The organism is Sedimentibacter sp. (assembly GCF_038562225.1).
Taxonomy (GTDB): domain Bacteria; phylum Bacillota; class Clostridia; order Tissierellales; family Sedimentibacteraceae; genus Sedimentibacter.
Genome location: NZ_JBCFAS010000002.1, coordinates 580,471 through 604,512 on the forward strand (window position 1 = coordinate 580,471; position 24,042 = coordinate 604,512).

Annotated in this window: 18 protein-coding genes; 5 read left to right on the forward strand and 13 right to left on the reverse strand. The window is 41.0% G+C overall.

Features of this window, described 5'->3' with window-relative positions; all coding sequences use genetic code 11:
- Positions 1–11: 11 nt before the first annotated feature.
- Entirely contained in the window at positions 12–482 is a 471-nt protein-coding gene (locus AAGU76_RS09160; protein ID WP_342485171.1) for a CtsR family transcriptional regulator, read from the reverse strand.
- A gap of 313 nt (positions 483–795) precedes the next feature.
- Between AAGU76_RS09160 and gdhA the strand changes: the two genes are divergently transcribed.
- The 4 genes from gdhA (at position 796) to AAGU76_RS09180 (ending at position 6,452) form a co-directional block, all read left to right on the forward strand.
- Complete coding sequence (gdhA, locus tag AAGU76_RS09165; protein WP_342485172.1) at positions 796–2,130, forward strand: NADP-specific glutamate dehydrogenase; 1,335 nt, start codon at positions 796–798, stop codon at positions 2,128–2,130.
- Between the two features lie 129 nt (positions 2,131–2,259).
- Positions 2,260–4,173 carry a sigma 54-interacting transcriptional regulator gene (locus tag AAGU76_RS09170; RefSeq protein ID WP_342485173.1) on the forward strand — a complete coding sequence of 638 codons (1,914 nt, stop codon included), beginning with the start codon at positions 2,260–2,262 and terminating at the stop codon, positions 4,171–4,173.
- 184 nt (positions 4,174–4,357) lie between these two features.
- Positions 4,358–6,214, forward strand: coding sequence for an aldehyde ferredoxin oxidoreductase family protein (locus tag AAGU76_RS09175; protein WP_342485174.1), 1,857 nt, complete (start codon positions 4,358–4,360; stop codon positions 6,212–6,214).
- Positions 6,215–6,227: 13 nt separating this feature from the next.
- Positions 6,228–6,452, forward strand: a complete 225-nt coding sequence (locus AAGU76_RS09180; RefSeq protein ID WP_342485175.1) for a MoaD/ThiS family protein — start codon at positions 6,228–6,230, stop codon at positions 6,450–6,452.
- Between the two features lie 37 nt (positions 6,453–6,489).
- Here the strand turns inward: AAGU76_RS09180 and AAGU76_RS09185 are convergent, their stop codons facing one another.
- Positions 6,490–7,674, reverse strand: coding sequence for an amidohydrolase (locus AAGU76_RS09185; protein ID WP_342485176.1), 1,185 nt, complete (start codon positions 7,672–7,674; stop codon positions 6,490–6,492).
- Positions 7,675–7,813: 139 nt separating this feature from the next.
- Between AAGU76_RS09185 and AAGU76_RS09190 the strand changes: the two genes are divergently transcribed.
- Positions 7,814–8,026, forward strand: a complete 213-nt coding sequence (locus tag AAGU76_RS09190; RefSeq protein ID WP_342485177.1) for a hypothetical protein — start codon at positions 7,814–7,816, stop codon at positions 8,024–8,026.
- A 126-nt stretch (positions 8,027–8,152) separates the two neighbouring features.
- Here the strand turns inward: AAGU76_RS09190 and AAGU76_RS09195 are convergent, their stop codons facing one another.
- The 11 genes from AAGU76_RS09195 to fusA form a co-directional block, all read right to left on the reverse strand.
- Positions 8,153–10,159: a methyl-accepting chemotaxis protein gene (locus tag AAGU76_RS09195; protein ID WP_342485178.1), complete on the reverse strand. Its 2,007-nt coding sequence runs from the start codon at positions 10,157–10,159 to the stop codon at positions 8,153–8,155.
- 161 nt (positions 10,160–10,320) lie between these two features.
- Positions 10,321–10,887 (reverse strand): DNA-3-methyladenine glycosylase I, encoded by a 567-nt coding sequence (locus AAGU76_RS09200; protein ID WP_342485179.1) that lies wholly within the window; start codon positions 10,885–10,887, stop codon positions 10,321–10,323.
- 94 nt (positions 10,888–10,981) lie between these two features.
- Positions 10,982–11,698, reverse strand: a complete 717-nt coding sequence (locus tag AAGU76_RS09205) for a hypothetical protein (protein ID WP_342485180.1) — start codon at positions 11,696–11,698, stop codon at positions 10,982–10,984.
- A 100-nt stretch (positions 11,699–11,798) separates the two neighbouring features.
- Entirely contained in the window at positions 11,799–13,289 is a 1,491-nt protein-coding gene (locus AAGU76_RS09210; RefSeq protein ID WP_342485181.1) for a diguanylate cyclase, read from the reverse strand.
- A gap of 48 nt (positions 13,290–13,337) precedes the next feature.
- A complete protein-coding gene (locus tag AAGU76_RS09215) occupies positions 13,338–14,519 on the reverse strand; it encodes an iron-containing alcohol dehydrogenase (protein ID WP_342485182.1) in 1,182 nt (393 codons plus the stop codon).
- A 242-nt stretch (positions 14,520–14,761) separates the two neighbouring features.
- Positions 14,762–16,972: an immune inhibitor A domain-containing protein gene (locus tag AAGU76_RS09220; RefSeq protein WP_342485183.1), complete on the reverse strand. Its 2,211-nt coding sequence runs from the start codon at positions 16,970–16,972 to the stop codon at positions 14,762–14,764.
- Between the two features lie 384 nt (positions 16,973–17,356).
- The gene (locus AAGU76_RS09225; RefSeq protein WP_342485184.1) at positions 17,357–18,190 is read right to left on the reverse strand and encodes a methyltransferase domain-containing protein; all 834 of its coding nucleotides are present in this window, start codon (positions 18,188–18,190) and stop codon (positions 17,357–17,359) included.
- 257 nt (positions 18,191–18,447) lie between these two features.
- On the reverse strand, positions 18,448–19,743 hold the full coding sequence (locus tag AAGU76_RS09230; RefSeq protein WP_342485185.1) for an MFS transporter: 1,296 nt from the start codon (positions 19,741–19,743) through the stop codon (positions 18,448–18,450).
- Positions 19,744–19,988: 245 nt separating this feature from the next.
- Entirely contained in the window at positions 19,989–20,405 is a 417-nt protein-coding gene (locus AAGU76_RS09235) for a pyridoxamine 5'-phosphate oxidase family protein (RefSeq protein ID WP_342485710.1), read from the reverse strand.
- A 549-nt stretch (positions 20,406–20,954) separates the two neighbouring features.
- Positions 20,955–21,698, reverse strand: a complete 744-nt coding sequence (locus AAGU76_RS09240) for a peroxiredoxin (protein WP_342485186.1) — start codon at positions 21,696–21,698, stop codon at positions 20,955–20,957.
- Positions 21,699–21,981: 283 nt separating this feature from the next.
- Positions 21,982–24,036, reverse strand: coding sequence for an elongation factor G (fusA, locus tag AAGU76_RS09245; RefSeq protein WP_342485187.1), 2,055 nt, complete (start codon positions 24,034–24,036; stop codon positions 21,982–21,984).
- Between the last annotated feature and the right edge of the window lie 6 nt (positions 24,037–24,042).

Sequence of the window (24,042 nt, forward strand, 5' to 3'; positions counted from 1 at the left end):
AATTACCTCCGTTACATGTCGTTTTCGGCTGATGCCAGAATCATTTCCTTAAGCACATCAGCCCTTATTTTGTTCCTGTCTTCATACACTACGCCTTTAAGCGCCCTGTCGCCAAGTATGCTTTGCATGATTCTTTGTTCTCTGTCCGTTATGATTTTTCTCTCCCTCAAGGCACTTATCAGATCGAGGGCCTTGTTCAGAGTCACGCTGTCACCAATGCTTTCGTTAAGAAAATTCTTAAGCTCCTCTTCTATGGATGTACTGACCTTAAGAATCCTTATATAGCCTCCGCCTCCTCTTCTGCTTTCAACCATGTATCCCTTGTCGTTGCCGAACCGGGTTGTGAGAACATAGTTTATCTGCGAAGGTGAACAGTCAAACTGCTGGGCAAGAATGTTTCTCTGTATTTCAATTGCCCTTTGGCTGTTTGCCTCTAAAAGTTCTTTGATGAAGCCCTCGATGATATCGCTTAGATTGGACATTTTATCACTTCCTTCTTGCTCTGACCTTAACTTTGACTTTCTTTGACTTTGAGCTTATGTTATCTTAAGATGAAGATTTTTACAAATTTGATTTATGCTCAATATTGATTGATTTTATTTATTTATGATTATTTTTTCTTACTATGTTTTTATTGTTTTATTTTTTCTTTTCTTTAAGCTGATTAATTTTGAAAAACAACGGTGTTTTGATGGAATAATACATTCAGCATTTAACATAATAATATTGAACATATTAATTATCTGCTAAATTGCACAAATTATTTAGTTCAAAATTTATCCAAAAGGAGAAAATATGACATACCTGCAAAAAATTCTTGATGAAACAAAATTGAAGAACCCCAACGAGCTGGAATTTCAGCAGGCGGTTGAGGAAATTCTCACAAGCATAGAGCCGGTTATCGAAAAAAATCAAGCATACAGTGATTTGAAGGTAATCGAAAGACTGGTGGAACCTGAAAGACAAATAATATTCAGGGTTCCATGGATTGACAGAAACGGGCAGTTTCAGATAAACAGAGGCTTCCGCATTCAACACAGCAGCGCCATCGGCCCTTACAAGGGCGGCCTGAGATTTCATCCAACGGTGAATCTGAGCATCATTAAATTTTTGGCATTTGAGCAGACATTCAAGAATGCGCTGACCGGTTTGTCCATCGGAGGAGCCAAGGGAGGTTCCGACTTCGATCCTAAAGGCAAGACGGACGTGGAAATCATGAGCTTTTGCCAGAACTTTATGACAGAACTTTACAGGCACATAGGTCAGTTCGTGGACATTCCCGCAGGAGATATGGGTGTAGGTGAAAGAGAGATAGGATTCCTTTACGGCCAGTACAAGAGGATATCAAACACCTTTGAGGCAGGCACGCTGACAGGCAAAGGACTGAGCTACGGGGGATCCCTGGCAAGGAAAGAAGCAACCGGTTTCGGCCTTTTGTACTTTGTCAATGAAATGCTCAAAAGCCACAACCATTCCATCCAAGGAAAAACAGTTGTAATTTCCGGTTCAGGCAACGTAGCCATGTACGCCTGCAAAAAAGCTTCGGAGCTGGGTGCCAAAGTTATAGCCATGAGTGATTCAGGCGGTTATGTTTATGACAAGGACGGCATTGACTTCACAGCAATTCACGCAATTAAGGAAATACAGCGGGAACGAATAAGCAAGTATTTGGAATATCACCCTCATGCAGAATATTTCCAGGGAAAAAGAATCTGGGACTTAAAGTGCGACATTGCGCTTCCCTGTGCAATGCAAAACGACATTGACCTGTCAGCAGCCACCACCCTTATATCCAACGGCTGCATAGCTGTGGGCGAAGGTGCCAACATGCCCACTACCAATGAAGCCATAAAGCTGTTCATTGAAAACAATGTGCTGCTGGCACCGGCAAAGGCAGCAAATGCCGGCGGTGTGGCCACTTCGGCTCTTGAAATGGCACAGAACAGTTCAAGGCTGTCGTGGAGTTTTGAAAAAGTTGACAGCACGCTTAAGGAAATAATGACAAACATATTTGAAGAAAGCAGCAAAGCCGCCAGTGAATACGGACATCCCGGAAACTATGTGATGGGTGCCAACATAGCCGGTTTCATAAGAGTTGCCAATGCAATGACGGCCTTTGGCGCAGTTTAATCTCTGCAGGAATAATACGGTACAGGAAACTTTGTATCCCACTCCTCTGCCGTATTATTTTTTTAATGTAATATACAGCAAAGTATAGTATAATAATTTTATTATGGATAATGTACAAAGGAGACTGTCATGATTGAAAAAAGTTCAGTAAGACATAAGGAGTTCATAAGGAAATCCCATGAAAGATGCAAGAAATACAACATGGACTACAACCAGGTTTATTCAAGGAAAATATTGAATGAAAAAGATCTTTTTGCCAAGATGGAAGAAAACCGTGAACTGGTTCTTGCTGCTGCTCCAATCATGAACAAGATTTATGATTTCGTCAAGGGCTCAAACTTTTTCTCCCTGTTGACTGACAGCAGCGGCTGTATCCTCAACGTAATAGGAGACGAAGAAATTCTGACTGAAGCCTTTTCCTTTAAAATGATACCCGGAGCGTACATGGACGAGGAGAACATCGGAACAAACGCCATGGGTACGTGCATAGTCGAGGACAATCCCATTCAGATTTCTGGAAATGAACACTTCGTCAGAGCATATCACAGATGGACATGCTCAGGCTGTCCCATAAAGGATGATTCAGGAAAAACCATCGGTACACTGGACCTCACCGGATACAGCGAACACGTACACCTGCATACCCTGGGAATGGTAGTTGCAGGTGCAAAGGCAATAGAAAAAGAGCTTTTGAACAACAAACTAAAAAACAGCCTTCTCAATCAGAAGGAACGAAACAAATTCATTCAGGATTCTATTTTCATGGGAATCATGACAGCTGATCTGAGCGGCACAGTTCTTTCTGCTAACTCTTTTTCATCGGAACTGTTCGGATACAGGGAAGACGAGCTTGTTCACATGAACGCAAGGGATCTGGTAAAGGACTGGGCTTCCATTTCCAGAACAGTCGTTGATGAAGATACGGCCTTCAAGGGGGACGTGGATGTTTCCTCCAGAAAAAACCGCATACAGCTTAATCTTGCTGCTTACCCCGTCAAAAACAAGAACAGAGAAACAATAAATGTAATTCTTCTGTTCAGTGAAGTGAAAAAACACAGAAAATCAGCTGACAGCATTGCAGGAAGGCACGCCATTTACACATTCGACAAAATTGTGGGCAAAGATAAGGACTTTCTGCAGGTCATAGATTTTGCCAAGAAGATCTCAAACAGCAGATCCAACATACTGATCATGGGAGAAAGCGGAACCGGCAAGGAATTGTTTGCTCAATCCATTCACAACCATTCCGAAAGAGCTGACGGTCCGTTCGTTGCACTTAACTGCGGCGCCATACCCAGAAACCTTATTGAATCGGAGCTGTTCGGATACGAGGAAGGTTCGTTCACCGGAGCCAAAAAAAGCGGCAATCCAGGAAAATTTGAAATAGCCGACGGAGGTACCATATTCCTTGATGAAATCGGCGAAATGCCGCTGGACCTGCAAACCAGGCTCTTAAGGGTCATCGAGGAAGGAACCGTCAGCAGGATTGGGGGTACCGGCGAGAAGGTTGTTGATGTTCGCGTAATAGCAGCTACCAACAAAAATCTTAAGCAGGAAGTGGAAAACGGCACCTTCAGGAAAGATCTGTACTACAGGCTCAACGTGCTTCCACTAAGACTGCCGAGCCTTTCCGAGAGGAAGGGAGACATACGTCTTCTCATAGATTACTTTATGGAAAGAATCAGCAAGAAGCTGAACAAGAAGAAGGTTTACATCTCCAATGAAAAAATTGCAATGCTGGAGGAATACAGCTGGCCGGGAAATGTCAGGGAGCTTGAAAATTACATTGAGCTTGCAGTCAACACGGAAATGGTGCCTGACATCAGCATGCTGGGGTTTGAGAGCAAGTCCGGACAGGTGAACAGCATTAAATCTTCCGAATCTGCCGGTAAACTTCTCAGTCTCAAGGAAATTGAAAAAGATCACATTGTAAAGGTTCTGAATTCAACAGGCAACAACATAACCCAAACATCTCACATTCTGGGCATAGGTAGAAACACGCTTTATCGAAAGATGAAGGACCTGGAAATAAATGTAATATAACGGAACACTGCTCCATTCAGGAACACTGTGCCATATCGATACAGCTTTCAGCTGACAAAAACGTTCCATTTTGACACACCGGAAAGGAGCGTTTTTTTTATTTGCTAAAAATCAACGTTTTCCGACTGATTAAAGTTGGTACGAGTCTTGCATATATCTGACAAATACATTTTGGAGGTACCTTATGCAAAATTACTTTGGCTATCAGGGAGCAATCCTTAGAGTTAATCTCAATGAAAAAACAGTAAAAAACGAAAGTCTCAATCTTGATGAAGCTTTGAAATTCATAGGCGGAAGAGGCTTGGGAACTAAAATTTTCTTTGATGAAGTAGATCCGAAAACTGAGCCGCTGAGCGCAGAAAACAAATTAATTTTTGCCACAGGACCACTGACGGGTACTGCCACGCCCACCAGCGGAAGATACATGGTTATCACAAAGTCTCCACTTACAGGAACAATTGCCTGCTCCAATTCCGGAGGATACTGGGGACCGGAGTTAAAATTCGCAGGTTATGATGCGATAATCGTTGAAGGGAAATCTGATGAACCTGTCTACCTAAACATTACTGACGGAAAAGCAGAAATAAAGGATGCTTCCTTCCTGTGGGGAATGACTGCAGGTGAAGCGACAACCGCACTTGAAGAAATTCACGGTAACAAGGCAAGAGTTGCAACCATTGGTCCTGCCGGAGAAAATCTGTCCAGAATATCCGGGATAATGAACGAAAGAGGAAGGGCCGCAGGCAGATCTGGAGTCGGAGCAGTTATGGGCTTTAAAAACCTGAAAGCAATCGTAGTGCGTGGAACAGGAAAAATAAGCGTGAACGATGAGCAGAGCCTGAAAGCAGCTTTCTCAAGATCAATGGCTAAAATAAGAGAAAACGGAGTAACAGGTCAGGGACTTCCTGCGTACGGCACTGCTGTCCTGGTAAACATCATAAATGAAAACGGAGCAATGCCCACAAACAATTTCCAGGAATCTTACTTTGACAAGGCTGAGGAAATCAGCGGCGAAACACTGGCTGAAAAATACATGAAGAAAAAAGATCCGTGCTACAGATGTCCAATCGCATGCGGAAGATACTGCGAGGTCGACGGAATAGAAGGATCAGGTCCGGAATATGAAACAGTCTGGGGATTCGGTTCCGACTGCGGAATTTCTGACCTTGGTGAAATAATCAAAGCCAACTACTGGTGCAATGAATACGGTCTGGACACTATTTCTGCTGCTGCAACCTTAGCGGCTGCCATGGAGCTTTATCAAAAAGGATACATCAAGAAGGAAGATCTTGACGGCGGTCCTGAACTTATATGGGGAAATGCCGAAGCTGTTGTTGAATGGACCAAGAGAATGGGTCAGGGAAAAGGCCTTGGAGCCAAAATGGCGGAAGGCTCGTACAGATTGTGCGAAAGCTACGGAGTGCCTGAGCTTTCAATGAGTGTTAAGAAGCAGGAAATGCCTGCATACGACCCAAGAGGCATCCAGGGGATAGGCCTTAACTACGCTACATCCAACAGAGGAGGCTGCCACGTGAGAGGTTACATGATATCTCCTGAAATTCTGAGCCTGCCACAGGGCCTTGACAGGTTTGCTACCGAAGGAAAGGCTGAATGGACCAAGATATTCCAAGACTTCACAGCTGCCATAGATGCAGTTGGACTCTGCCTGTTCACTTCATTCGCTATGGGAGCCGACGATTATGCAGACCTGCTCAATGCTGTATGCGGAACTGAGCTAACAGGCAATGACTTCATCGCACACGGCGAAAGAATATGGAATCTTGAAAAAGTGTTTAACCTTAAGGCAGGAATTGAACCTTCCCAAGACACTCTGCCTAAGAGACTTCTCGAAGATCCAATCGCATCCGGACCATCCAAGGGACACGTGAACAAGCTTAGCGAAACTCTTCCGCAGTATTACAAAGCAAGAGGATGGGCCGAAGACGGCGTACCGACTTTAGAAAAGCTTGCAGCTTTGGGGTTGGGCGAATACGGCGTAACGGCTTTAGATAAGCTTGCAGCTCTGGGGTTGGACGAATAATAACGGTGGTGCCATGAAGATAACCGTAAAACTTTTTGCAACGCTGAGGGAAGGAAGAGGAAAGGTTCTTGAAAAAGAATACCACGAAAGCACCAGCATAAAGGATATTCTGAAAGACCTGAAAATAGCTGAAGAAGAAGTTGCCATACTGTTGAAAAACGGTATAAGTTCAAAAATGGAAGCTATTCCTTCAGATGGTGACTACTTGTCAATATTCCCTCCTGTTGGAGGAGGTTAATAGTGTAAAAAAAACGGCAGAAATTTCTGCCGTTTTTTTATTGTTGCTTTTCATTCTTTTCTGAATCCCTGAATCGGTCGTAGAGCACACGCCCGTTAATTATGGTGTAGATGCAGTTCGTGAATGTTTCCATGGGATTGCCGTCAAATATGGCTATGTCAGCATCCTTTCCTTCGCTTATACTTCCAACCCTGTGAGAAACGTTGCATATTTCGGCTGCATTTATTGTGATGGATTTCAGCCCTTCCTCTATGCCCAGGCCTTCCTTGGCTGCGAAACCTGCACAGATGGGCAGGTACTGAATTCTTGTTACAGGGTGGTCTGTGGTAATGGCAACCTTTATCCCTTTTTTGTTCAATATTCCTGCCGTCTTGAAATCCATGTTCTGCACCTCTATTTTGTTTCTCGAAGCCAGAGACGGACCCACTATGGCTGGAAACCCCGATTTTTTTATTTCATCAGCCACCAGATGGCCTTCCGTGCAGTGATCAAGCGTTATCTTCAGACCGAATTCATTTGCAATCCTTATAGCTGTGAGTATATCGTCTGTCCGGTGGACATGCGCCTTCAAAGGTATTTCTCCATTCAGTACCGGCAGCCAGCATTCCTTGCGGAAGTCCGGTACAAAATCTTCCTTGTTTCTTTCCTTTTCCTTTTTATACTGAAAAGCCTTGAAAAGTTCCTCCCGAAGCATCCCTGCAATGGACATTCTTGTTGTGGGCATCTTTTCCATGTCATTGTAATTTGTCTTCGGGTTCTCACCAAAGGCAATCTTCATTGCAGCAGGGACAAGAACTGCCATGTCTTCTATGTTCCTGCCGTCCGTCTTTATGAATGCAAATTGTCCTCCAACCACATTGGAACTTCCTGGTCCTACCATAACCGATGTTATTCCCGAACAAACCGCGTTGTGAAATGCCGAATCCATGGGGTTGATTCCATCCATAGCCCTGATGTAAGGTGTTACAGGTTCCACCATCTCATTGCAGTCATCTCCTTCAAACCCCTTTTTTTCTTCAGTTATGCCTATGTGGCAGTGAGCTTCTATGAGTCCCGGCAAGACCAGAAGTCCTGAGGCATCAATCACTTCTGAGGCGCCGCATTCCATTTCGCTTATTTCTTCAGAAACTTTTACTATTTTCCCATTGTTGATCAATATACAGCCGTTTTCGTAACTGACTCCGGCCATAGTCAGGATTTTACCGTTTTTTATTAGCAGCATGATTACCTCTTTATTTTTTTAATAATATAGTATTTTTCCTTTTACATTTTTTATTAAGCCTTATACTGGCAATTTTAGATTAATTATTGTGAATATCTGGCTAAAATCTGCAAATACTTTATGTCGGGAGGTGAAAAACATGGATAATAAAAACAACGAAAGAAATAACAACAGAAACGATCTAAGAAACAACAATGATTCAAGAAACAATAACAATAACAATAACAACAACGACAAGAACAGAAACAACAATAACAACGAAAGAAACAACAACAACAATAATAACAACAGAAATAACAACAGAGACAATTTGAGAAACGATCAGAACAACAACGACAATCAGAGAAGATAATCGGGAGAGCATGATGGCTGACATCAGGCATATGCATCTCCTGTGCAGCTGGTGAAGACTGATTCAGGATGAACAGGCTGCAATTAGTTGAAAACGGGCATTCGCCGCAGCGAATGCCCGTTAAACTTATATAACTGAACTTCTTTCCTTCAAAACATACTTGCCTACAAGTTCCTGCAGGAGCCTTGCCTGCATGGATAGTTCCTGACTGGCTGCCGCGCTTTCTTCAGCTGTTGCCGAATTGGTCTGTACGACAGATGAAATCTGTTCGATACCTGTTGCAGCCTGCTTTATGGAAACAGCCTGTTCCTCTGTGGACCTTACAATTTCTTCTACAGCTCTTATGAAATTTTCGGAGTTCTTTACCAATGTCATAAGCGTTTCCATTGTTTCGTCGGCTATTTTCATGCCATCCTTCACTGCAGACAATGAATCCTGAATGAGAATGGTAGTGTCATTTGCAGAAGATGAACTTTTTGAAGCAAGGTTTCCAACCTCGTCAGCTACGACGGAAAATCCCTTTCCTGCCTCCCCTGCCCTGGCAGCTTCTATGGCTGCATTCAATGCCAGGATATTTGTCTGGAATGCAATGTCTTCAATTTCCTTAATGATTTTACCGATCTTGTTGGATGAATTATTTATTCTTGACATTGCTTCAACCATCTCACGCATCTTGTTACTGCTGCTCATTATTTCATTTCTCAGTTCTTCTGTTTGTATCCTTACAAATTCTGAATTTTGAGCGTTGCTGCTCACATTGTCCGAAATTTCGCTCATGGTTGCCGAAAGTTCTTCTACGGAGCTGGCCTGTTCCGCCGTACCCTGCGAAAGAACCTGCGCTCCTCCCGCAACCTGTTCGGAACCGGATGATACCTGACCTGACGTCTCGCTAATTTTAGCAATATCCTCATTCAGGTACGCCATAATTCCTTCAGTTGACATTTTAAGCTTTGAAAAATCGCCCTCATATTCATTTTGAAAATCATGGGAAAGGTTCCCCTGCTCTATTTGTCCCAAATGAAATGCAACATCCTCAATGGCCATGTTAATTTTGAAAATAGTGGCGCTGAGGCTGTTAAGCAGTATTGAAGTTTCATCATTTGAAACGGATTTAGGCACTTCCGATGTCAAGTCCCCGTGAGACATCAGATCAAGCCTTCGTGCACATGCCTTTATGGGATCTGATATTTTCTTTGATAGCCATAAAGACACTCCGATACCAAGGATAATAAACATAATGCAGGCTGCTGCAATAAACTCAACAGACTTGTACACTCCGCTAAGAAACTCTTCCTGGTAAGCTGATATGGAAATGCTCCAGCCGTTTGTTCCTTCAATGGGTGAAAACGCACTGTATTCCATATCTCCTTCGTACGAGTAGCTACCGAAACCTGTTTCCCCATCTATCATTCTTTTTTCCACAGCGGCCAGCTCCTCGAAGCTTTTGTCAGTCTTAGCCAGTTCCTGAGCATTTTCGACTCCCACATACCCTTCTTCACCGTATGCAATCGTCAATCCGCTGCTGTCCAGAATGTATGCAGAATCGCTGTTTCCAACAGCAATGGATGAAACGATTTCATTCAGGAAGCTCTTTCGCGGCACTATGCAGACAACACCGACAACTTCACCGCCTTCAATTCCGTCTTTCCAAATCGGTGCAGAAATGAAAATCCTGTATATGCCATTTTCATTGTCAATGACAGGATCGCTGATGTATGTTTCTCCAGCCATGGCTGCCTTGAAATAATCCTTGTTTGAGCTGTCACTGCCGTCCATGGCAAGACCATCGCTGCCGATAAGGTACATATCCTGCAGCCCGTAATTTGCAACCCTGGAACTCATGATGTCCTGCTTCGTATCCTTATCTGTTTTTTCGTCAGACAGCTTACTTATCATTCCTGTCTCGGAAGCAATATTTCTGTAGCTTTCAAGTTCAGCCTCCACCCTGTCTGATGCTATACCGGCTGCTGCAATCATGGTAACTGAAAGCGATTTTTCAACCGTTTCATAAATCAGCAAGCAGCTTATTACACCTAAGGTAACGCTTAAAAAAACTACGGTGGTTAATACAATCAAAATAATCTTTGACCTGATGCTGTTAATTTTAATACCTTTCACTTCAATTTTCTTCATACAGTCTCTCCTACAATTTTTTAAGCAGTTGCCTATGATTGTTAATCAAACATAATGTTATTCGGCATATTTTGCAAAAAATCAATAGCATCTTGAAAATAATTCTAAATTATAAAATGTGCTGTAGGTTGGCGCCCATAAATTAAACTTTCACGAAACAATTACTTTCCAACCTGCCCCAAAGACCTGAAGCACGAAGATAAATGGTCGTTTATGAGGCCGGTGGCCTGCAGGTGTGAGTAGACTATGACTGTTCCCAAAAACTTGAAGCCTCTTTTTTTCAAATCCCTGCTTACGGTATCGGAAAGCTGTGTTGATGCAGGCACCTGCGAAATGTCATCCCAGTGTGTAACCACAGGCTTGTTGTCAACAAAGCTCCATATGTAGCTGTCGAAGCTTCCGAATTCTTTTCGGACATTAATAAAACATCTGGCATTGTTGATTGAAGCTTCTATTTTGCGTCTGTTTCTGATTATGCCGGAGTTCTGCATCAGCTCCTCCACCTTGCTTTCATCGTATAGGGCTACTTTTTCGAAATCAAAGTTATCGTAAGCTTCGCGGTAGTTTTCTCTTTTCTTCAATATGGTCAGCCAGTTAAGGCCAGCCTGTGCCGATTCCAGCACCAGAAATTCAAAGTGCTTTCTGTCAACGTGGACAGGCACTCCCCACTCTTCATCATGGTACTTCATGTATATTTCATTTCCCAGACACCACGGACATCTTTCCATAATACATTCCCCTTCCTTTATCTTCCTTTGTAGTCTAATAATAAAATACACTAAAAAGCTTTTGTATGCAATAAAAAAAGCCGGAATATCCGGCTTACTGTTTTATATCAAATGTTTTTACGATCTGGTCAGGATTATCTCCCATTCCTGGTTCGCTGCCAGCTTCCCTGAAAGTCCATCCTGTTCCTTCAAGCTTGTCGATATCAAGCCCTGCATCAATCAGAGGCTGTGCCTTCAGAACGAAAATCATGTCTGAATCGTTCTTACCCAGCTCTTCTGTCCACTGCACCTCATTGCCTTCGCTCAGCAGAAGTCTGTAGTGGTTTTGTTCCTCATGATACTTAATGAGGCTTGAATTTTCCTTTAATATTTTCATCATGGAATCCTCAGAGCCGTCAGTTTTTACTTTTTTGTCGCTAACATTGAAAGGCAGTATCAGGCGGTTTGGAAGATTTTCTCCCATATCATCCTTGCCTGCCGGCTCATAGAGCCATTCATTTTCATCAAGCTTTTCAATGTCAAGTCCTGCATCAACCAGAGGATCAGCAAGCATAACCATTGCAAAGTCTGCCTTGTTAGCCGACATATCGCTGCTCCACTCAAATTTTTCACCGGAAGGAAGTGCGAATCCCCAGTGATTCAGCGCTTCGTGATAACCCTTTGCAGACGGATACGCCTTAAGTATGGCACTGAATGATTTCAATGCATTATCAGCATCTTCATTTCCTGTCTTTGAACGCTGGCAGGCTGCCAGTACAGGAATAAGTATTAGAAGCATAAGCAATGTTGCTGTTTTCTTCATTTTCTTCATAATTTATCTCCTTGTCGGTAGTTTCAAACAGATTTTATATGAATTATATGTAGATATGATGTAGATAAACAGCAAATGCAATATTTTCATAATTTATTTGTCAAATCAACTGCAGTTCGCTTTGTATCCTGTAGAATATATCAACAAGATTAGGATCATAAAACGTTCCGCTGCATGATACGATTTCTCTGGTGGCTTCAGAAGCACTCATGGCCTTGTGGTACGGCCTGTCGTTTGTCATGGCGTCAAAGCTGTCAACTATGGCAAGAATTCTGCACTCGATCGGTATGTCTTCATATGCCAGACCTGAAGGATAACCGGTTCCGTTCCACCTTTCATGATGATGGAGTATTAAAGGTGCAATATCCTTTATTTCCATGGATTCCAAGGCAATTCTTTCACCTATGGACGTATGTGTCTTCATGACATTCCATTCATCATCCATAAGTTTTGCAGGCTTTTTCAAAATGCTGTCCGGTATTCCAATCTTTCCTATATCGTGAAACTTCGTCAGCAAAACCAGACGGTCCATCTGGTCCTGATGAAGTGACAAAGCCTCTCCTATATGCACTGCCAGCTGTTCCATTCGTATCACATGGCCTTCAGACACGTAATCCTTCGCTTCCAGTGCCTTCATAAGCGTTTTTACAAAAGTTCCTCTCGTGCTTTCCTTTTTCAACAGCTTGTTCTGATACATGTTGTTATCAGCCACCTGAAAAAGGTATTCCATATTGACCAGCCCCGACCTGTGGTATGCATACCCGTAAGCCACTGACATGCTTCCGTTCGGAGCCGACAGATTGTACCGTTCAACTCTCTGCGTAAGATTGTTCAGCATCCTCTCAATCTGTGATTCTTCTGTCTTTTCAAGTATGACCCCGAATTCGTCACCACCTATTCGGGATAGATGCCCGTGCTGACCAAACACTTCGTTTATGAGCATTGCAACGTCTACAATTATCCTGTCCCCTGCCAGATGTCCCAGTGTATCATTAATAAATTTAAGGCCGTTTAAATCAATTGAGATTACTGCAATTTTTTCAGCATCCTTACCGCTGAACCTGCGCATGGTTTCTTCAAAGCTTCTGCGGTTGTAAAGGTTAGTCAGGTTGTCCCTTTCCACCATGTCTCTTAGTCTGTGCTCCATAAGAATTCGCTCTGTCATGTTTCGCAGCATAATGAGGACTTCATTGCTTTCCGTCTGATGAAAACGCGCTTCAAAATAGTAAGACTGGTCGCTGATTTTTATTTTCAGTTCTTCTATGTAAAAGGACCCTACCTGCTGCACCTGCCTGGCCGCCCGGCTCAGTGTCTCCATTATTTCCTGATTGTTCAGAAAACGGCTCAGCATATCGTCTTCTGCTTTGGCAGCTATGGTAAACGGAGTGATGTTTCCTTCCGAATCGCTGACCAGCAGAATATCCGGGATTGTTGAAATAATTGCTCTGTTGCGAGCATTTGTTTTTTCCAGGTCATGTATTTTATCCTGAAGTTCCGGGTAGTAGTTTTTACGAAACGAATCCTCCCCTAAACCGATTATTGAGTCTCGGCTGAATCGTTTTTTAGTCTTCTTGTCATAAGCTTCCATCATAAAATCACCGCTGTTGTCCACGCTGGAGTAAATTGCTGAAACCGTACATCAATCATTTGTACACTTCTCCTTCAGCACACTTCCAAAAATAGCAACTATATCTTCTTTCGTTACATTTTTAGGATTTGTCACGATGCACGGATCATCCATTGCATCTTCCGACAGTTTATCCAGTATTTCATCGTTCATTTGTTCAATTTCTTTATACCCATCTATTCCAAGGCTGATCCGCAATGAGCGGATCTTTTCAATCAGACGGATCTTTACCTGCTCCTGGCTTAACCCGCTTGTTTCTATGTTCATACTTTTGGCTACATCCGTAAACAGTTCAGGTATCGAATCAAAATTCAATCTGATAACATGTTCAAGCAAGACGCTGTTGCATTCCCCGTGAGGCAAATCCAGCAGACCGCCCATGCTGTGGGCCATAGCGTGCACGAGGCCAAGGCTCGCATTGGAAAAAGCAAGACCTGCATGGAGCGAACCAAGCATCATCTTGTACATGGTCTCGATTTTTCTGTCAGTCTTCACAGCATTCTCTATGTTTTCCCCTATTAAGCGCATGGCTTCGAGGGCATGAACATTTGCAAGGTCTGAGTGAGCATTTGACACATACGCCTCAATGGCATGGGTAAGGGCATCCATTCCCGTGCAGGCCGTCATGAAAGGACTCATTGTCATGAGAGGTACTGTATCAAGGAGCGCCAGATCCGGCACAACCTTCTTGCTGATGATTGCCTTCTTAACTTTGTTGGCCGAATCGCATATGATTGCAAACTGCGACACGTCTGCCGATGCTCCCGATGTTGTAGGTATGCAGATGAGCGGAGGTCCCGGAAGATTTATTTCATCCACACCTTCGTACTCCAGAATACTTCCGCCGTTGGCTGAAACAATGCTGATACCCTTGGCACAATCAATGGCACTGCCTCCTCCAACGGCGATTATAAGGTCACACTTTTCCGAAACAAACTTTTCGGCTCCCTGCATGACTTCGTAATCCCTGGGGTTTGACGTCACCTGATTAAACACACAGCAGTCCGCAGCGCATTTGTGTATCTCTTCCATGATGTCAGTAAACCACGGAAAAGAAAGCAAATCCTTGTTTGTTACAACCATTGGCTTTTTTGAAGCAAAATGAAGAATGTATCTACCGATCATTAGTCTTGCATCAATACCGGTAATAATCTCCGGCGCTACGAATTTTCTCAATTCCATGGTTATTTCCATATGAAAAGACCTCCTCACAATTATTTAAATTGATTAAAAAACGATTAATTAAGAATAAAATTATTTATATAATTAAATATAAATTGCTGCCGGTTAATTTTCAAGAATTATATCATAAATTTTAACGACTTTGAAGTTTTTATTTAAATATTTCATTTGTTTGTTAAAGTTTCCGTTTCCATGCAAAGCTGTTTCAGTTTAAGAAAAGCCGGAGATTCCGGCTTTTCTTAGCACTATTATCACTAATATTTCGGAGCACTTACCTCAATGGTAATGTACGGGAACTGAGTTTTCAATTCTTCAATGACGGATATCCTTGTTCCCGTTGAAGGATTCATGACACTACCAAGAGGATTAGCGATGTCGTAATACCTCGTGTTGTCGTCAAACATTTTAACTGCTGGAAGCTTGCCTACAGGTGACAGAACACCGTTCACGTGGATATTGGGGATACCATCTGTATCCTGCAGCGAAAATGTTGCGTCGTACGACTGCACTCGGTTTCGCCATACTAAACCGTCTATGCGCTTAAGAGGAGTATAGTTGGCATCTATGGGCAGAATCAGTCCCTTACCCGGATGCAGACCGGTGTCGTTGTCTGTCTGAGATGTATCCCAGTAGCTTATCAATAGTCCATCCTGATAAGCGAAGCGGTCCACATAGTTGGAAAGCTTCTTGTTGTATCCGAAGTAGTAGGGTCCGACCTGCAAAGTTGAATCATAACCTTCATATGTCCTGTATTCTGCTATGTAGTAATGGGCAAACAGAGATTCTTCCGTTCCTGCTGTCCTGATGAAACCTCCCATGGTCCATCCTTCTTCAACTTCTGCTCCGTCAGCAGCATTACCGCCTACCTGTATTTCATCAATCAAGATTCCTTTTTCATGAGTCGCGCCGTCTGTCCAGTATCTAAAACCTATCTGAACCGTCTGCCCTGCATATTTTGAAAGGTCTGCAGTCAAGAGAGTCCAGCCACCGGAATCTCCTGTGATGCCGTAACCTTTGTTTTGTCCGTTTGGATTGGTGGTGGTGGACTTATTTGTAGTAATGGCTTCCCAGTTTGTACCGTCTGTTGAAGCAACCAGGTACGCATAGTCCCAGTCAAGCTCAATCTGGTAATTAACCATAGCTGCGAGCTTATCTCCGCTGTTTATGGCAAAGGACTTATACATCAAGTTGTCAAGGTCGTCGCCGGAGCCTCCGTAATAGAACATGCTTCCTGCAGACGGTGTCCCTATATTCATTGTCACGGTTTTTTCCGGAAGCTTAACAATGAGGCCCTGGGTTTGTTTCGTGTTGAACTCCATGGGTCCCAATGTATATTTGGATGTCCTGCCGGCTGATGCCACGTCATAATTGAGCCAGCCCAGCTGCAGCTTTTCCCATGCTCCCATGTGGCTGGGCTTTGAACCTATATCAGAAGTTCCGTCGCTTAGCCATGAACCTGATGCCATAAGCGTCCAAAATCCCCATCCGTTTTCTCCGTAGTAATCGTAAAGATCAGGAAGACCCATGTCGTGTGCGTATTCGTGTGTAAAAACTCCTACTCCGCCGTTTTCAGGCTGAATGGTGTACTTGCCTATCCAGAAGTCGCTTTTTCCGATCTGAAATCCTCCCAGCATGTTATTTGCAGGTCCGGCAATTCCCTCCAAGTTGGAATACGCGTACCAGCTGTGGCTCCATATAGCCTTGCTGCCCAGTTTTCCTCCTCCGGCTTCCTCTCCTTCACCGGCGTGAACAGACTGGAACGTGTCTATGTAACCGTCAGGCTCGTCAAAATTACCGTCATTGTCGTAGTCGTAGCGGTCCTTTACGTCGAAATCCTTCAGGTATGCATTTATTTGTTCTACTGTCTTACCAGATGCCAGCTGCTGATTGTACCAGCCGTTTACAGAATCCACAAGAAACTTCCAGACATTTGAATCAGGGCTGTCATTGTAGTCGGATGCCTTGTTGGGAACCATAATCCAGTCAGTAACATCCCCATGAACAGCATAGCGCCCAGAAGACTGCTCCTTGTAGAAGTTGCGCATGGAATTGGCGCCGGGCTCCTCGCTGAAAAGAAGATCCACATAATAATCCCTGCTAAAGTCAGATTCCCAGATAGTAGTATTGTCAATGGTTCGATCAGGCTCCTGCAGGCTGTTGTGAGGCAAATCCTTAAATTCACCCAGTACCGTCCATATTGCTCCGTCGCCTTCCCTCTTCAGCTCCACATATTCGCCTTTAGCAACTTCATGGACTTTGCCCGCAGCTTTTCCATTCAGCTTGGCTTTAATGGCACGTTCCTTTAATTCAAGCTGCCTGGTTGTAAAAGGGTCCGGCAGGTTGTCCTTTTTTTGAACCTTGCTTATTTCGTCCAATCCGATTGAAGAAGATGCGTACGCAGCCGAAGACATGCTGATTGTCATGGCAACTGCCAGTGCCAGTGTACAGAATTGTTTAAACTTCATTTGTGACCCTCCTGTTTTTAGAAATGGTACTTTTATGAAAAGTTATTCTGTCAGCAGATACAATTAATTAATTCATACCACCTCCGTTCAAATTTAATCATCTGTATAAAAATATTTTTTCAGCCCATGGCTTAATTAATTTTATCATCAGGAATTTTCATATTCAATTCACTAGTTTCCGCCTTTTTCTACAAATTTCTACTAATTAGTCGCTTGTACCCAAAAGAAAAACACTCCTTTCACCAGGAGCGTTTTTTCAAATATTTATTATCTTTTATTTTTGCCAAAGGCCATGGGACAGATTAATAAAAACTTCCTTGATCCTGTCTTTCATACTATCCCCCTCCTGTTGTATTTATTGATAACAATTTCTTATCACAAAGACTATTTTTGCGCCACTGCACATATAGTCTTTGATTTATCAGAGAGCTTTTTTCCGCAAACATCATCATAAAATGTTATATTTTCAAAACCAGCCGACTTAATCTCATCTAAAAGAGATTCCATCGTAAAAAGCTGATTCCAAATATTATAACAGTCACAGCTATCTTCCTTTATAATTAAATACTGTTCAAGATAATTTTTCGTTTCAATATAATGATAATTTCGCTGTATACACACATGCGGTTTCGAGCACCAGAAACCAGCATCTGCATAATATAAATCCTGTTTTTCGGGCACATCAGAAAGCTGGTTATTTGTAAACCCGTCCAATATTAAAATACCACCTGGTTTTAATGCATTCATAATTTTGCATAAAACAGTTGTTCTTTCATTTGGTGATAACACTCCGAAATCGCAGTAAATCAATGTTATCAAATCAAATTCGTTACGATAATCAATATCCAAATAATTTTTATAAATGTAATCTATATTTTTCCCATTCAAACCTGCATTTGCTATTGCATATTCGATTGATCTTTTTGAAAAGTCAATTCCTGTTACCTCAAATCCCTTTTCTGCGAACAATTCAGCATAAATACCAGGACCGCATCCTAAGTCCAATAATTTTTTTCCTGATGTTATTTTAAACATAGAGCTAATCCATTCAACAGACTCTTTTATAAAATCCAATTGTCTGGAAGCGGCTTCTACACTTGGATTCAAGTGAGCATCAAGCATATACCTAGAAATATTTTCATCATCCCAAAATGGAGCTGTGCTCGGCTCGTATAGTTGAGGTTTATTTTTCAAACAATCTAAAATATTCTCATACATAGTTATTCCTCGTTCCAATAATTTAAGTCTATTATAAATTCAGCTTCCTGAATAATATCATATCTTATTTACATATGTTTAAGATACACTTCACAACAAATTGGATTTAATAAATTAATCAATCACTACAATATCGTAAGTAAATATCTTCTCTACAAATTCCTATCTATACAATAGAAGCAGTTAAATTCTGCAAATCCGTAGATATTACATCTACGGATTTGCACATCGGTAATAAATACGGTTTTTGATTCCTATCAGTCTAAACTTTTATAAGTGGGATCTTTAGCACTCCATAAACTCACCAAAAAGCCTATTGTTCCTGTAATCAAATAAATTACTGCCATACCAGACCCTCTTCCCGTTCCCACAAGCTTTGAAAGCATCTGTTGAATGGGAGATATATTCAGCATAAATGGTTCAAAAATATTGTCTGCCAGGTACCCTCCTAGAAAAAGCCCAACAGGAATGGTGATATATTGAAAAGTATCTCGGGTAGAAAATACTCGTCCCTGCATTTCAATTGGTACTTTCATACGCATAATGGTTGTAAGATTTGCACTCAAAAATGGCAGTGGTAAATTTCCTGCAAAAGCGGCAAACATCCATATTGCAACATTCTGACCAATACCCCATAGAATATCACACAATAAAAATGAAACAGCACAGGATATAAAAATTACTTTAGTTTTACTTTTGAAAGGTTTTACCGCTGTAACTAATATACTTCCCACAAGTGCACCGATTCCTATAGAGGAAGACACCATACCAAGTGCAATTTGATTGTCGCCTGTTCTTGCAAGTACCATTGCAGGCATTATGCTGTTTCCCGCCATGGATGCCAATAAATTTATAAATGAAAAGAAAAGTATCATTTTCCATATAGGAGTGTGTTTTCTTAAAAAACTTAACCCGGCACAGCAGTTTTTTAAAAATGATTCTTTCTTATTGTTACTGTCTTCAGTCATAACTGGAATTTTAATAAAAAATAATAAAGCAGTAAATGCAATTGCAAATGTAAATAAATCAATCATCAAAATCATTCTGATTCCTCCAAAAGCAAGAACTGCTGTAGCAACTGCAGGAGTTATAATAGTAACCAGCGAATTAGAGAATGCTTGCAACCCGCTTACTCGAATAAAATACTCCTTTGGAGTAATAAGTGATACCGCTACATATGTAGCTGGATTTTGAAAAGCATTCATAAAGCTTAGAGAAAAATTAATTACATACAAATGGCAAATTCTTAAACTGCCTGTGATATACAGTATGAAAACTGTAAATGTACCCAATGCTGCAATAAAATCACATATTAGCATTATTTTCTTTTTGTTCCACCTATCTGCCAAGGTTCCAGCCAAAAAGCAAAATAAAATGGACGGTAAATACGAACACACAGAAAGCAGCGTTATACTCGATACCGTTCCTTGTTGTTTGTAAGCCCAGATTATGAGCGCAAAATTAGTCATAGCAGTACCAAAAGAAGAAACTGCCTGACTGCACCAAAGAATCAAAAAACTTCTTAATTCCTTATTTTTATATAATTGTTTCATGACTTTGCTCCTTAATATTTTATTTCAATTAAGTAATGCAAAGTCTTATTTAGGACGGTAGATCTACCGCTCCATGCACCCTCCGTCCTATATCAGACTCTGCATGGAGCTAAAGCAATACAAAGTGGTAATTTCATTATGCACCTCTAATTTAATAAGTTCTCTCATAATTGCTGTCTGTGAGTTTTAATTCCATTAACACGTGCCACAAGTCCTTTTGTTAGTGGATTTTTATGAAACTTAGGTTAAATATCAAAATCTTCTGATTTAAAATTACTATAATACCTTCCTTTAGTCGCAGTGAATTTCAATACACAATAGTCAGAATCAGTTACTCCTTCGTGATAATACATGGTATCGCCATCACGCCAAATTCTTTCTTTGGCTTCTGGTGTTTCTAAAACCTCAACCTTGCCTAAAAGGCTTACCCCTCTAAAAAAGCGTTTATCAACAAAATATATACTGGCCTTTGAATTGTTTATTAAACACCTTACTTTGTTGGATGATGTATTTGTAGAAAACCAGAATGTTTTTATCCCTTCTCGTTCTCTCGGCGCAAGCATTGCCTTGCTTATCGGGAATCCATCATAATCCGTATAGCTAACTATTGTAAGATTTGTTTTATCAATCAGATTTCCTATCGTTTGCTCAGGATTTCTCATCACATTAATTTCCTCACTTTCGTATTTTATAAATAATCCGCAGTCCAAAACTACCCAACAAATTGGAGTTTGATTGCTTCATATTATGCTTATTGGGCGCAATTAATTAGTTCAAATGTTTTCGCATAACGACTTTATGCTCAGTTTCTTCATGAAAAATAAAATCACACTTTTTATACATGTCAACCTGACCCATAAAATCATGAACTAATAAACAACGGTTGACGTAGCAAAAGCTTTCTTCACAAGTTCATAACTTCATTATAATCAGTAGGGTAGACATTTGTGAAACGCCACACCCCTTAAAAATACGGGGTTTTTGTATAATCAAAACCTTATGCAATAAAGGCATAAGTAAATTATAGCATTATTTCTATTTATTTCAATTATTTCAGCACATATTTATTAAATAAAAACAAGCACTCTATTATTGCAATATAAGTGCTTGATAAGGAGCTCCACCATATATTTCTTTATACCTTTCATCCTCCAGCTTTAGACCGTTATTATCTCTCATTCCAATTTGTTAAAGGTTCTAGGAACCAAAATCTATACTTCGCAATTGTAATTTTGTGTATTTAGATTTGGATTTTCATAATTTATCTCTTCTGTTTCAGTTTCAGTATTAATGTTCTTATAACATACATACCAAAATGGACATTCATAACCTAATTCAGCAGCCGAATCAACTCTGTTAATAAGCTCTTCATATGTATGAACCGGAGGTACTATTACAGAATCACCAGGCTGCCATGCAGCAGGGGTGAAATAATTATAATTTGCAGTTATTTGAAGTGCATCAATAATCCTTAACATTTCTACAGCATTTCTTCCGTTTGTATGAGGCATTGTTACGATTGCTGCTATTTTTCCTTCAGGGTTTATTATAAAAGCATCTCGTACAGATTCTTCATAAGTTCTGTCTGCATTTACCATGCCATAAAGATTTGAAATATCTTTATCATTGTCTGAAATAACAGGAAATGGAACGCTTATTCCTGTTTTAGCAAAAACATCATACACCCATGCTAAATTTGCAAAATTGTTATCCGTAGTCAGTCCAATTACTTTTACATTTCTTTTTACATATTCTGGATAATAATAAGAACCCATAATAATTTCTGTGGTCGATACTGGAGAAAAAGCTGCCGGATGACTGAATAATACAACCCATGACCCTCTGTAATCTGATAAATTAATATAGCCGTGAGTGGATAAGGCTCTGAAATCAGGTGCCAGCCTTCCAACAGTCACCGTACTTATTCTGTCTTGATTTGTTATGTTTGTAGACATATAATCACCTTATATATAGAATTATGTTAGTATTATATGTCGTAATTTATAAATTGATATGAATAATGAAATAACCTTAATAAATAAAGTTGTAAATAAAAAAGCGTAAATGCAGAATCTATACCGTTCCTGAACCTAAACATTCTTAATCATTTTCATAATCTATTTCTATTTCTTTTTGCCATAAAAAACACCTCCTTGTATTTAACCAGGAGGTGTTTGGTAAGTCAATTTTCGTGTGTGTTTAAGCCAGACTTTTATCAACCTTTATCAAGAACTACAACTAGTTTTCGTTCTTGGTCTTGTAGTCTGATATTACCTTTTCGGCCATTGAGAACGGCATTTCGTCGTATCTCAAAAATTCCATTGTGAAGCTTCCTCTTGCCTGTGTCATTGACTTAAGGTCTATGGCATAGGTGTACATCTCAGCCATAGGTGCCTCAGCCATAACATGCTGGGTTCCGTCTTCCTGCTGTTCCATGCCGAGGATTTTTCCTCTTCTCTTGTTCATGTCGCCCATAATGTCTCCTAAGTATTCATCAGGAATGCTTATTTCAACCTTGGCAACAGGCTCAAGAAGAACAGGTTTAGCTTCAGCTATACCTTTTTTGAAGGCCAATGAAGCGGCCAGTTTAAATGACATTTCGTTGGAGTCAACGTCGTGGTAAGAACCATCATACAATGTCGCCTTTACGCCCACAACCTTGCATCCTGCCAATACTCCTTTGTCCATGCATTCATGGAGTCCCTTTTCAACTGCAGGTATAAAGTTTCTTGGAACTGCTCCTCCGAAGACTTCATCCACAAATTCAAATTCAGTCTGTGAAGGCTCAAACCTTACACGAACATCTCCGTATTGTCCTGCTCCGCCTGACTGTTTCTTGTGTTTTCCCTGAACGTCTGACTTGCCTCTTATGGTTTCTCTGTATGCAACCTTAGGCGGGGTAAGATTTACTTCAGCCTTGAAGTTGTTTTTAAGTTTGTTGGCAATAACCTCAAGCTGAATATTTCCTTGTCCTCCAATTATTTGTTCCTTTGTTTCTACGTTTCTTTCTATTATAAAGGTTGGGTCTTCTTCATTAAGTTTGTGAAGTCCTGTACCAACTTTTTCATCATTATCTTTTGATTTGGCACTTACTGCCATGAAATAGCATGGTTTAGGGAAATCTATGCCTTCGTATACTATTGGGTTTGTTTTTGTTGAAATAGTATCTCCGGTTTTAAAGTATTGCAATTTAGAAGTTGCACCGATGTCTCCTGCTGCTATTTCAGAAACTTCAACCTGATCTTTTCCTCTTAAGCAAAAAATACTTCCGATTCTTTCTGTTTCACCTAAATCCGCATTGTAAATATCCATATCCTTTTTAATTGAACCGGACATAACCTTGAACAACGAAATTTTGCCAACAAAGGGGTCTACTATTGTTTTGAAAACCAAAGCTGAAAGTGGAGATTGTATATCAACTTTTCTTGTTTCTTCTTTAGATCCATTCAATCCTTTTACTTCTGCCATATCCTGTGCGCTTGGCAGGTACTCAATTATTGTGTTCATAAGCAGTTTTGCTCCCAGCCCCTTTATTGCAGCTCCAAGAACTACAGGAACCAGTTCTCCTGCCAGAACAGCCTTCTTTAATCCGGTATGTATTTCTTCATCCGTAAATTCTTCGCCGTTGAAATATTTATCAAGCAGTTCATCATCTGTCTCGGCAACGCTTTCCATCAAAAGAGCTCTTACCCTTTCAGCCTTTTCAGCTGTGTCCGGTAAAGTGTCAACAGGATCCATACCGATATAGCATTGTCTATTTAGGATATCCATGTATCCGTCGTGATTTTCGCCTTTACCAAGAGGAATTGTAAATGGAGCAACCTTTTTTCCGAACCTTTCTCTCAATTGTTCGAGAACCTGATCGAATTTAACGTTTTCTTTATCCATTTTGTTAAGCAATATTATTCTTGGCATGTTTCTTTGTTCTGCATACTTCCATGCTTTCTCAGTTCCAACTTCTATTCCTGAGCCTGCATCTACTACTAAAACGGCTCCGCTTGCTACCCTCAGGGCTCCGTAAACTTCACCTACGAAATCAAAATATCCAGGAGTGTCAAGAAAATTAATTTTTGTATTGCCAAATTCTATTGGTATAACTGAAGTGCCAATAGAAACTTGTCTGTCTTTTTCTTCTTTATCGAAGTCCGAAACTGTATTACCGTCTTCAACTTTACCCATGCGGTTAGTAACATTGGTAAAGTACAAAAGTGATTCCGTCAGCGTTGTTTTGCCACAGTTACTGTGGCCGATTAAGGCAACGTTTCTAATTTTGTCAGTGCTATACGTTTTCATTTGCTT

What these genes read in the sequence shown, in the direction of transcription:
- AAGU76_RS09190 (WP_342485177.1), top strand. Translation starts at nt 7,814, where the DNA reads ATGGATAATAAAAACAACGAAAGAAATAACAACAGAAACGATCTAAGA.
- AAGU76_RS09185 (WP_342485176.1), bottom strand. Translation starts at nt 7,674, where the DNA reads ATGCTGCTAATAAAAAACGGTAAAATCCTGACTATGGCCGGAGTCAGT.
- AAGU76_RS09240 (WP_342485186.1), bottom strand. Translation starts at nt 21,698, where the DNA reads ATGTCTACAAACATAACAAATCAAGACAGAATAAGTACGGTGACTGTT.
- AAGU76_RS09235 (WP_342485710.1), bottom strand. Translation starts at nt 20,405, where the DNA reads ATGAGAAATCCTGAGCAAACGATAGGAAATCTGATTGATAAAACAAAT.
- AAGU76_RS09195 (WP_342485178.1), bottom strand. Translation starts at nt 10,159, where the DNA reads ATGAAGAAAATTGAAGTGAAAGGTATTAAAATTAACAGCATCAGGTCA.
- AAGU76_RS09170 (WP_342485173.1), top strand. Translation starts at nt 2,260, where the DNA reads ATGATTGAAAAAAGTTCAGTAAGACATAAGGAGTTCATAAGGAAATCC.
- AAGU76_RS09220 (WP_342485183.1), bottom strand. Translation starts at nt 16,972, where the DNA reads ATGAAGTTTAAACAATTCTGTACACTGGCACTGGCAGTTGCCATGACA.
- AAGU76_RS09180 (WP_342485175.1), top strand. Translation starts at nt 6,228, where the DNA reads ATGAAGATAACCGTAAAACTTTTTGCAACGCTGAGGGAAGGAAGAGGA.
- gdhA (WP_342485172.1), top strand. Translation starts at nt 796, where the DNA reads ATGACATACCTGCAAAAAATTCTTGATGAAACAAAATTGAAGAACCCC.
- AAGU76_RS09210 (WP_342485181.1), bottom strand. Translation starts at nt 13,289, where the DNA reads ATGATGGAAGCTTATGACAAGAAGACTAAAAAACGATTCAGCCGAGAC.
- AAGU76_RS09160 (WP_342485171.1), bottom strand. Translation starts at nt 482, where the DNA reads ATGTCCAATCTAAGCGATATCATCGAGGGCTTCATCAAAGAACTTTTA.
- fusA (WP_342485187.1), bottom strand. Translation starts at nt 24,036, where the DNA reads ATGAAAACGTATAGCACTGACAAAATTAGAAACGTTGCCTTAATCGGC.
- AAGU76_RS09205 (WP_342485180.1), bottom strand. Translation starts at nt 11,698, where the DNA reads ATGAAGAAAATGAAGAAAACAGCAACATTGCTTATGCTTCTAATACTT.
- AAGU76_RS09175 (WP_342485174.1), top strand. Translation starts at nt 4,358, where the DNA reads ATGCAAAATTACTTTGGCTATCAGGGAGCAATCCTTAGAGTTAATCTC.
- AAGU76_RS09200 (WP_342485179.1), bottom strand. Translation starts at nt 10,887, where the DNA reads ATGGAAAGATGTCCGTGGTGTCTGGGAAATGAAATATACATGAAGTAC.
- AAGU76_RS09215 (WP_342485182.1), bottom strand. Translation starts at nt 14,519, where the DNA reads ATGGAAATAACCATGGAATTGAGAAAATTCGTAGCGCCGGAGATTATT.
- AAGU76_RS09225 (WP_342485184.1), bottom strand. Translation starts at nt 18,190, where the DNA reads ATGTATGAGAATATTTTAGATTGTTTGAAAAATAAACCTCAACTATAC.
- AAGU76_RS09230 (WP_342485185.1), bottom strand. Translation starts at nt 19,743, where the DNA reads ATGAAACAATTATATAAAAATAAGGAATTAAGAAGTTTTTTGATTCTT.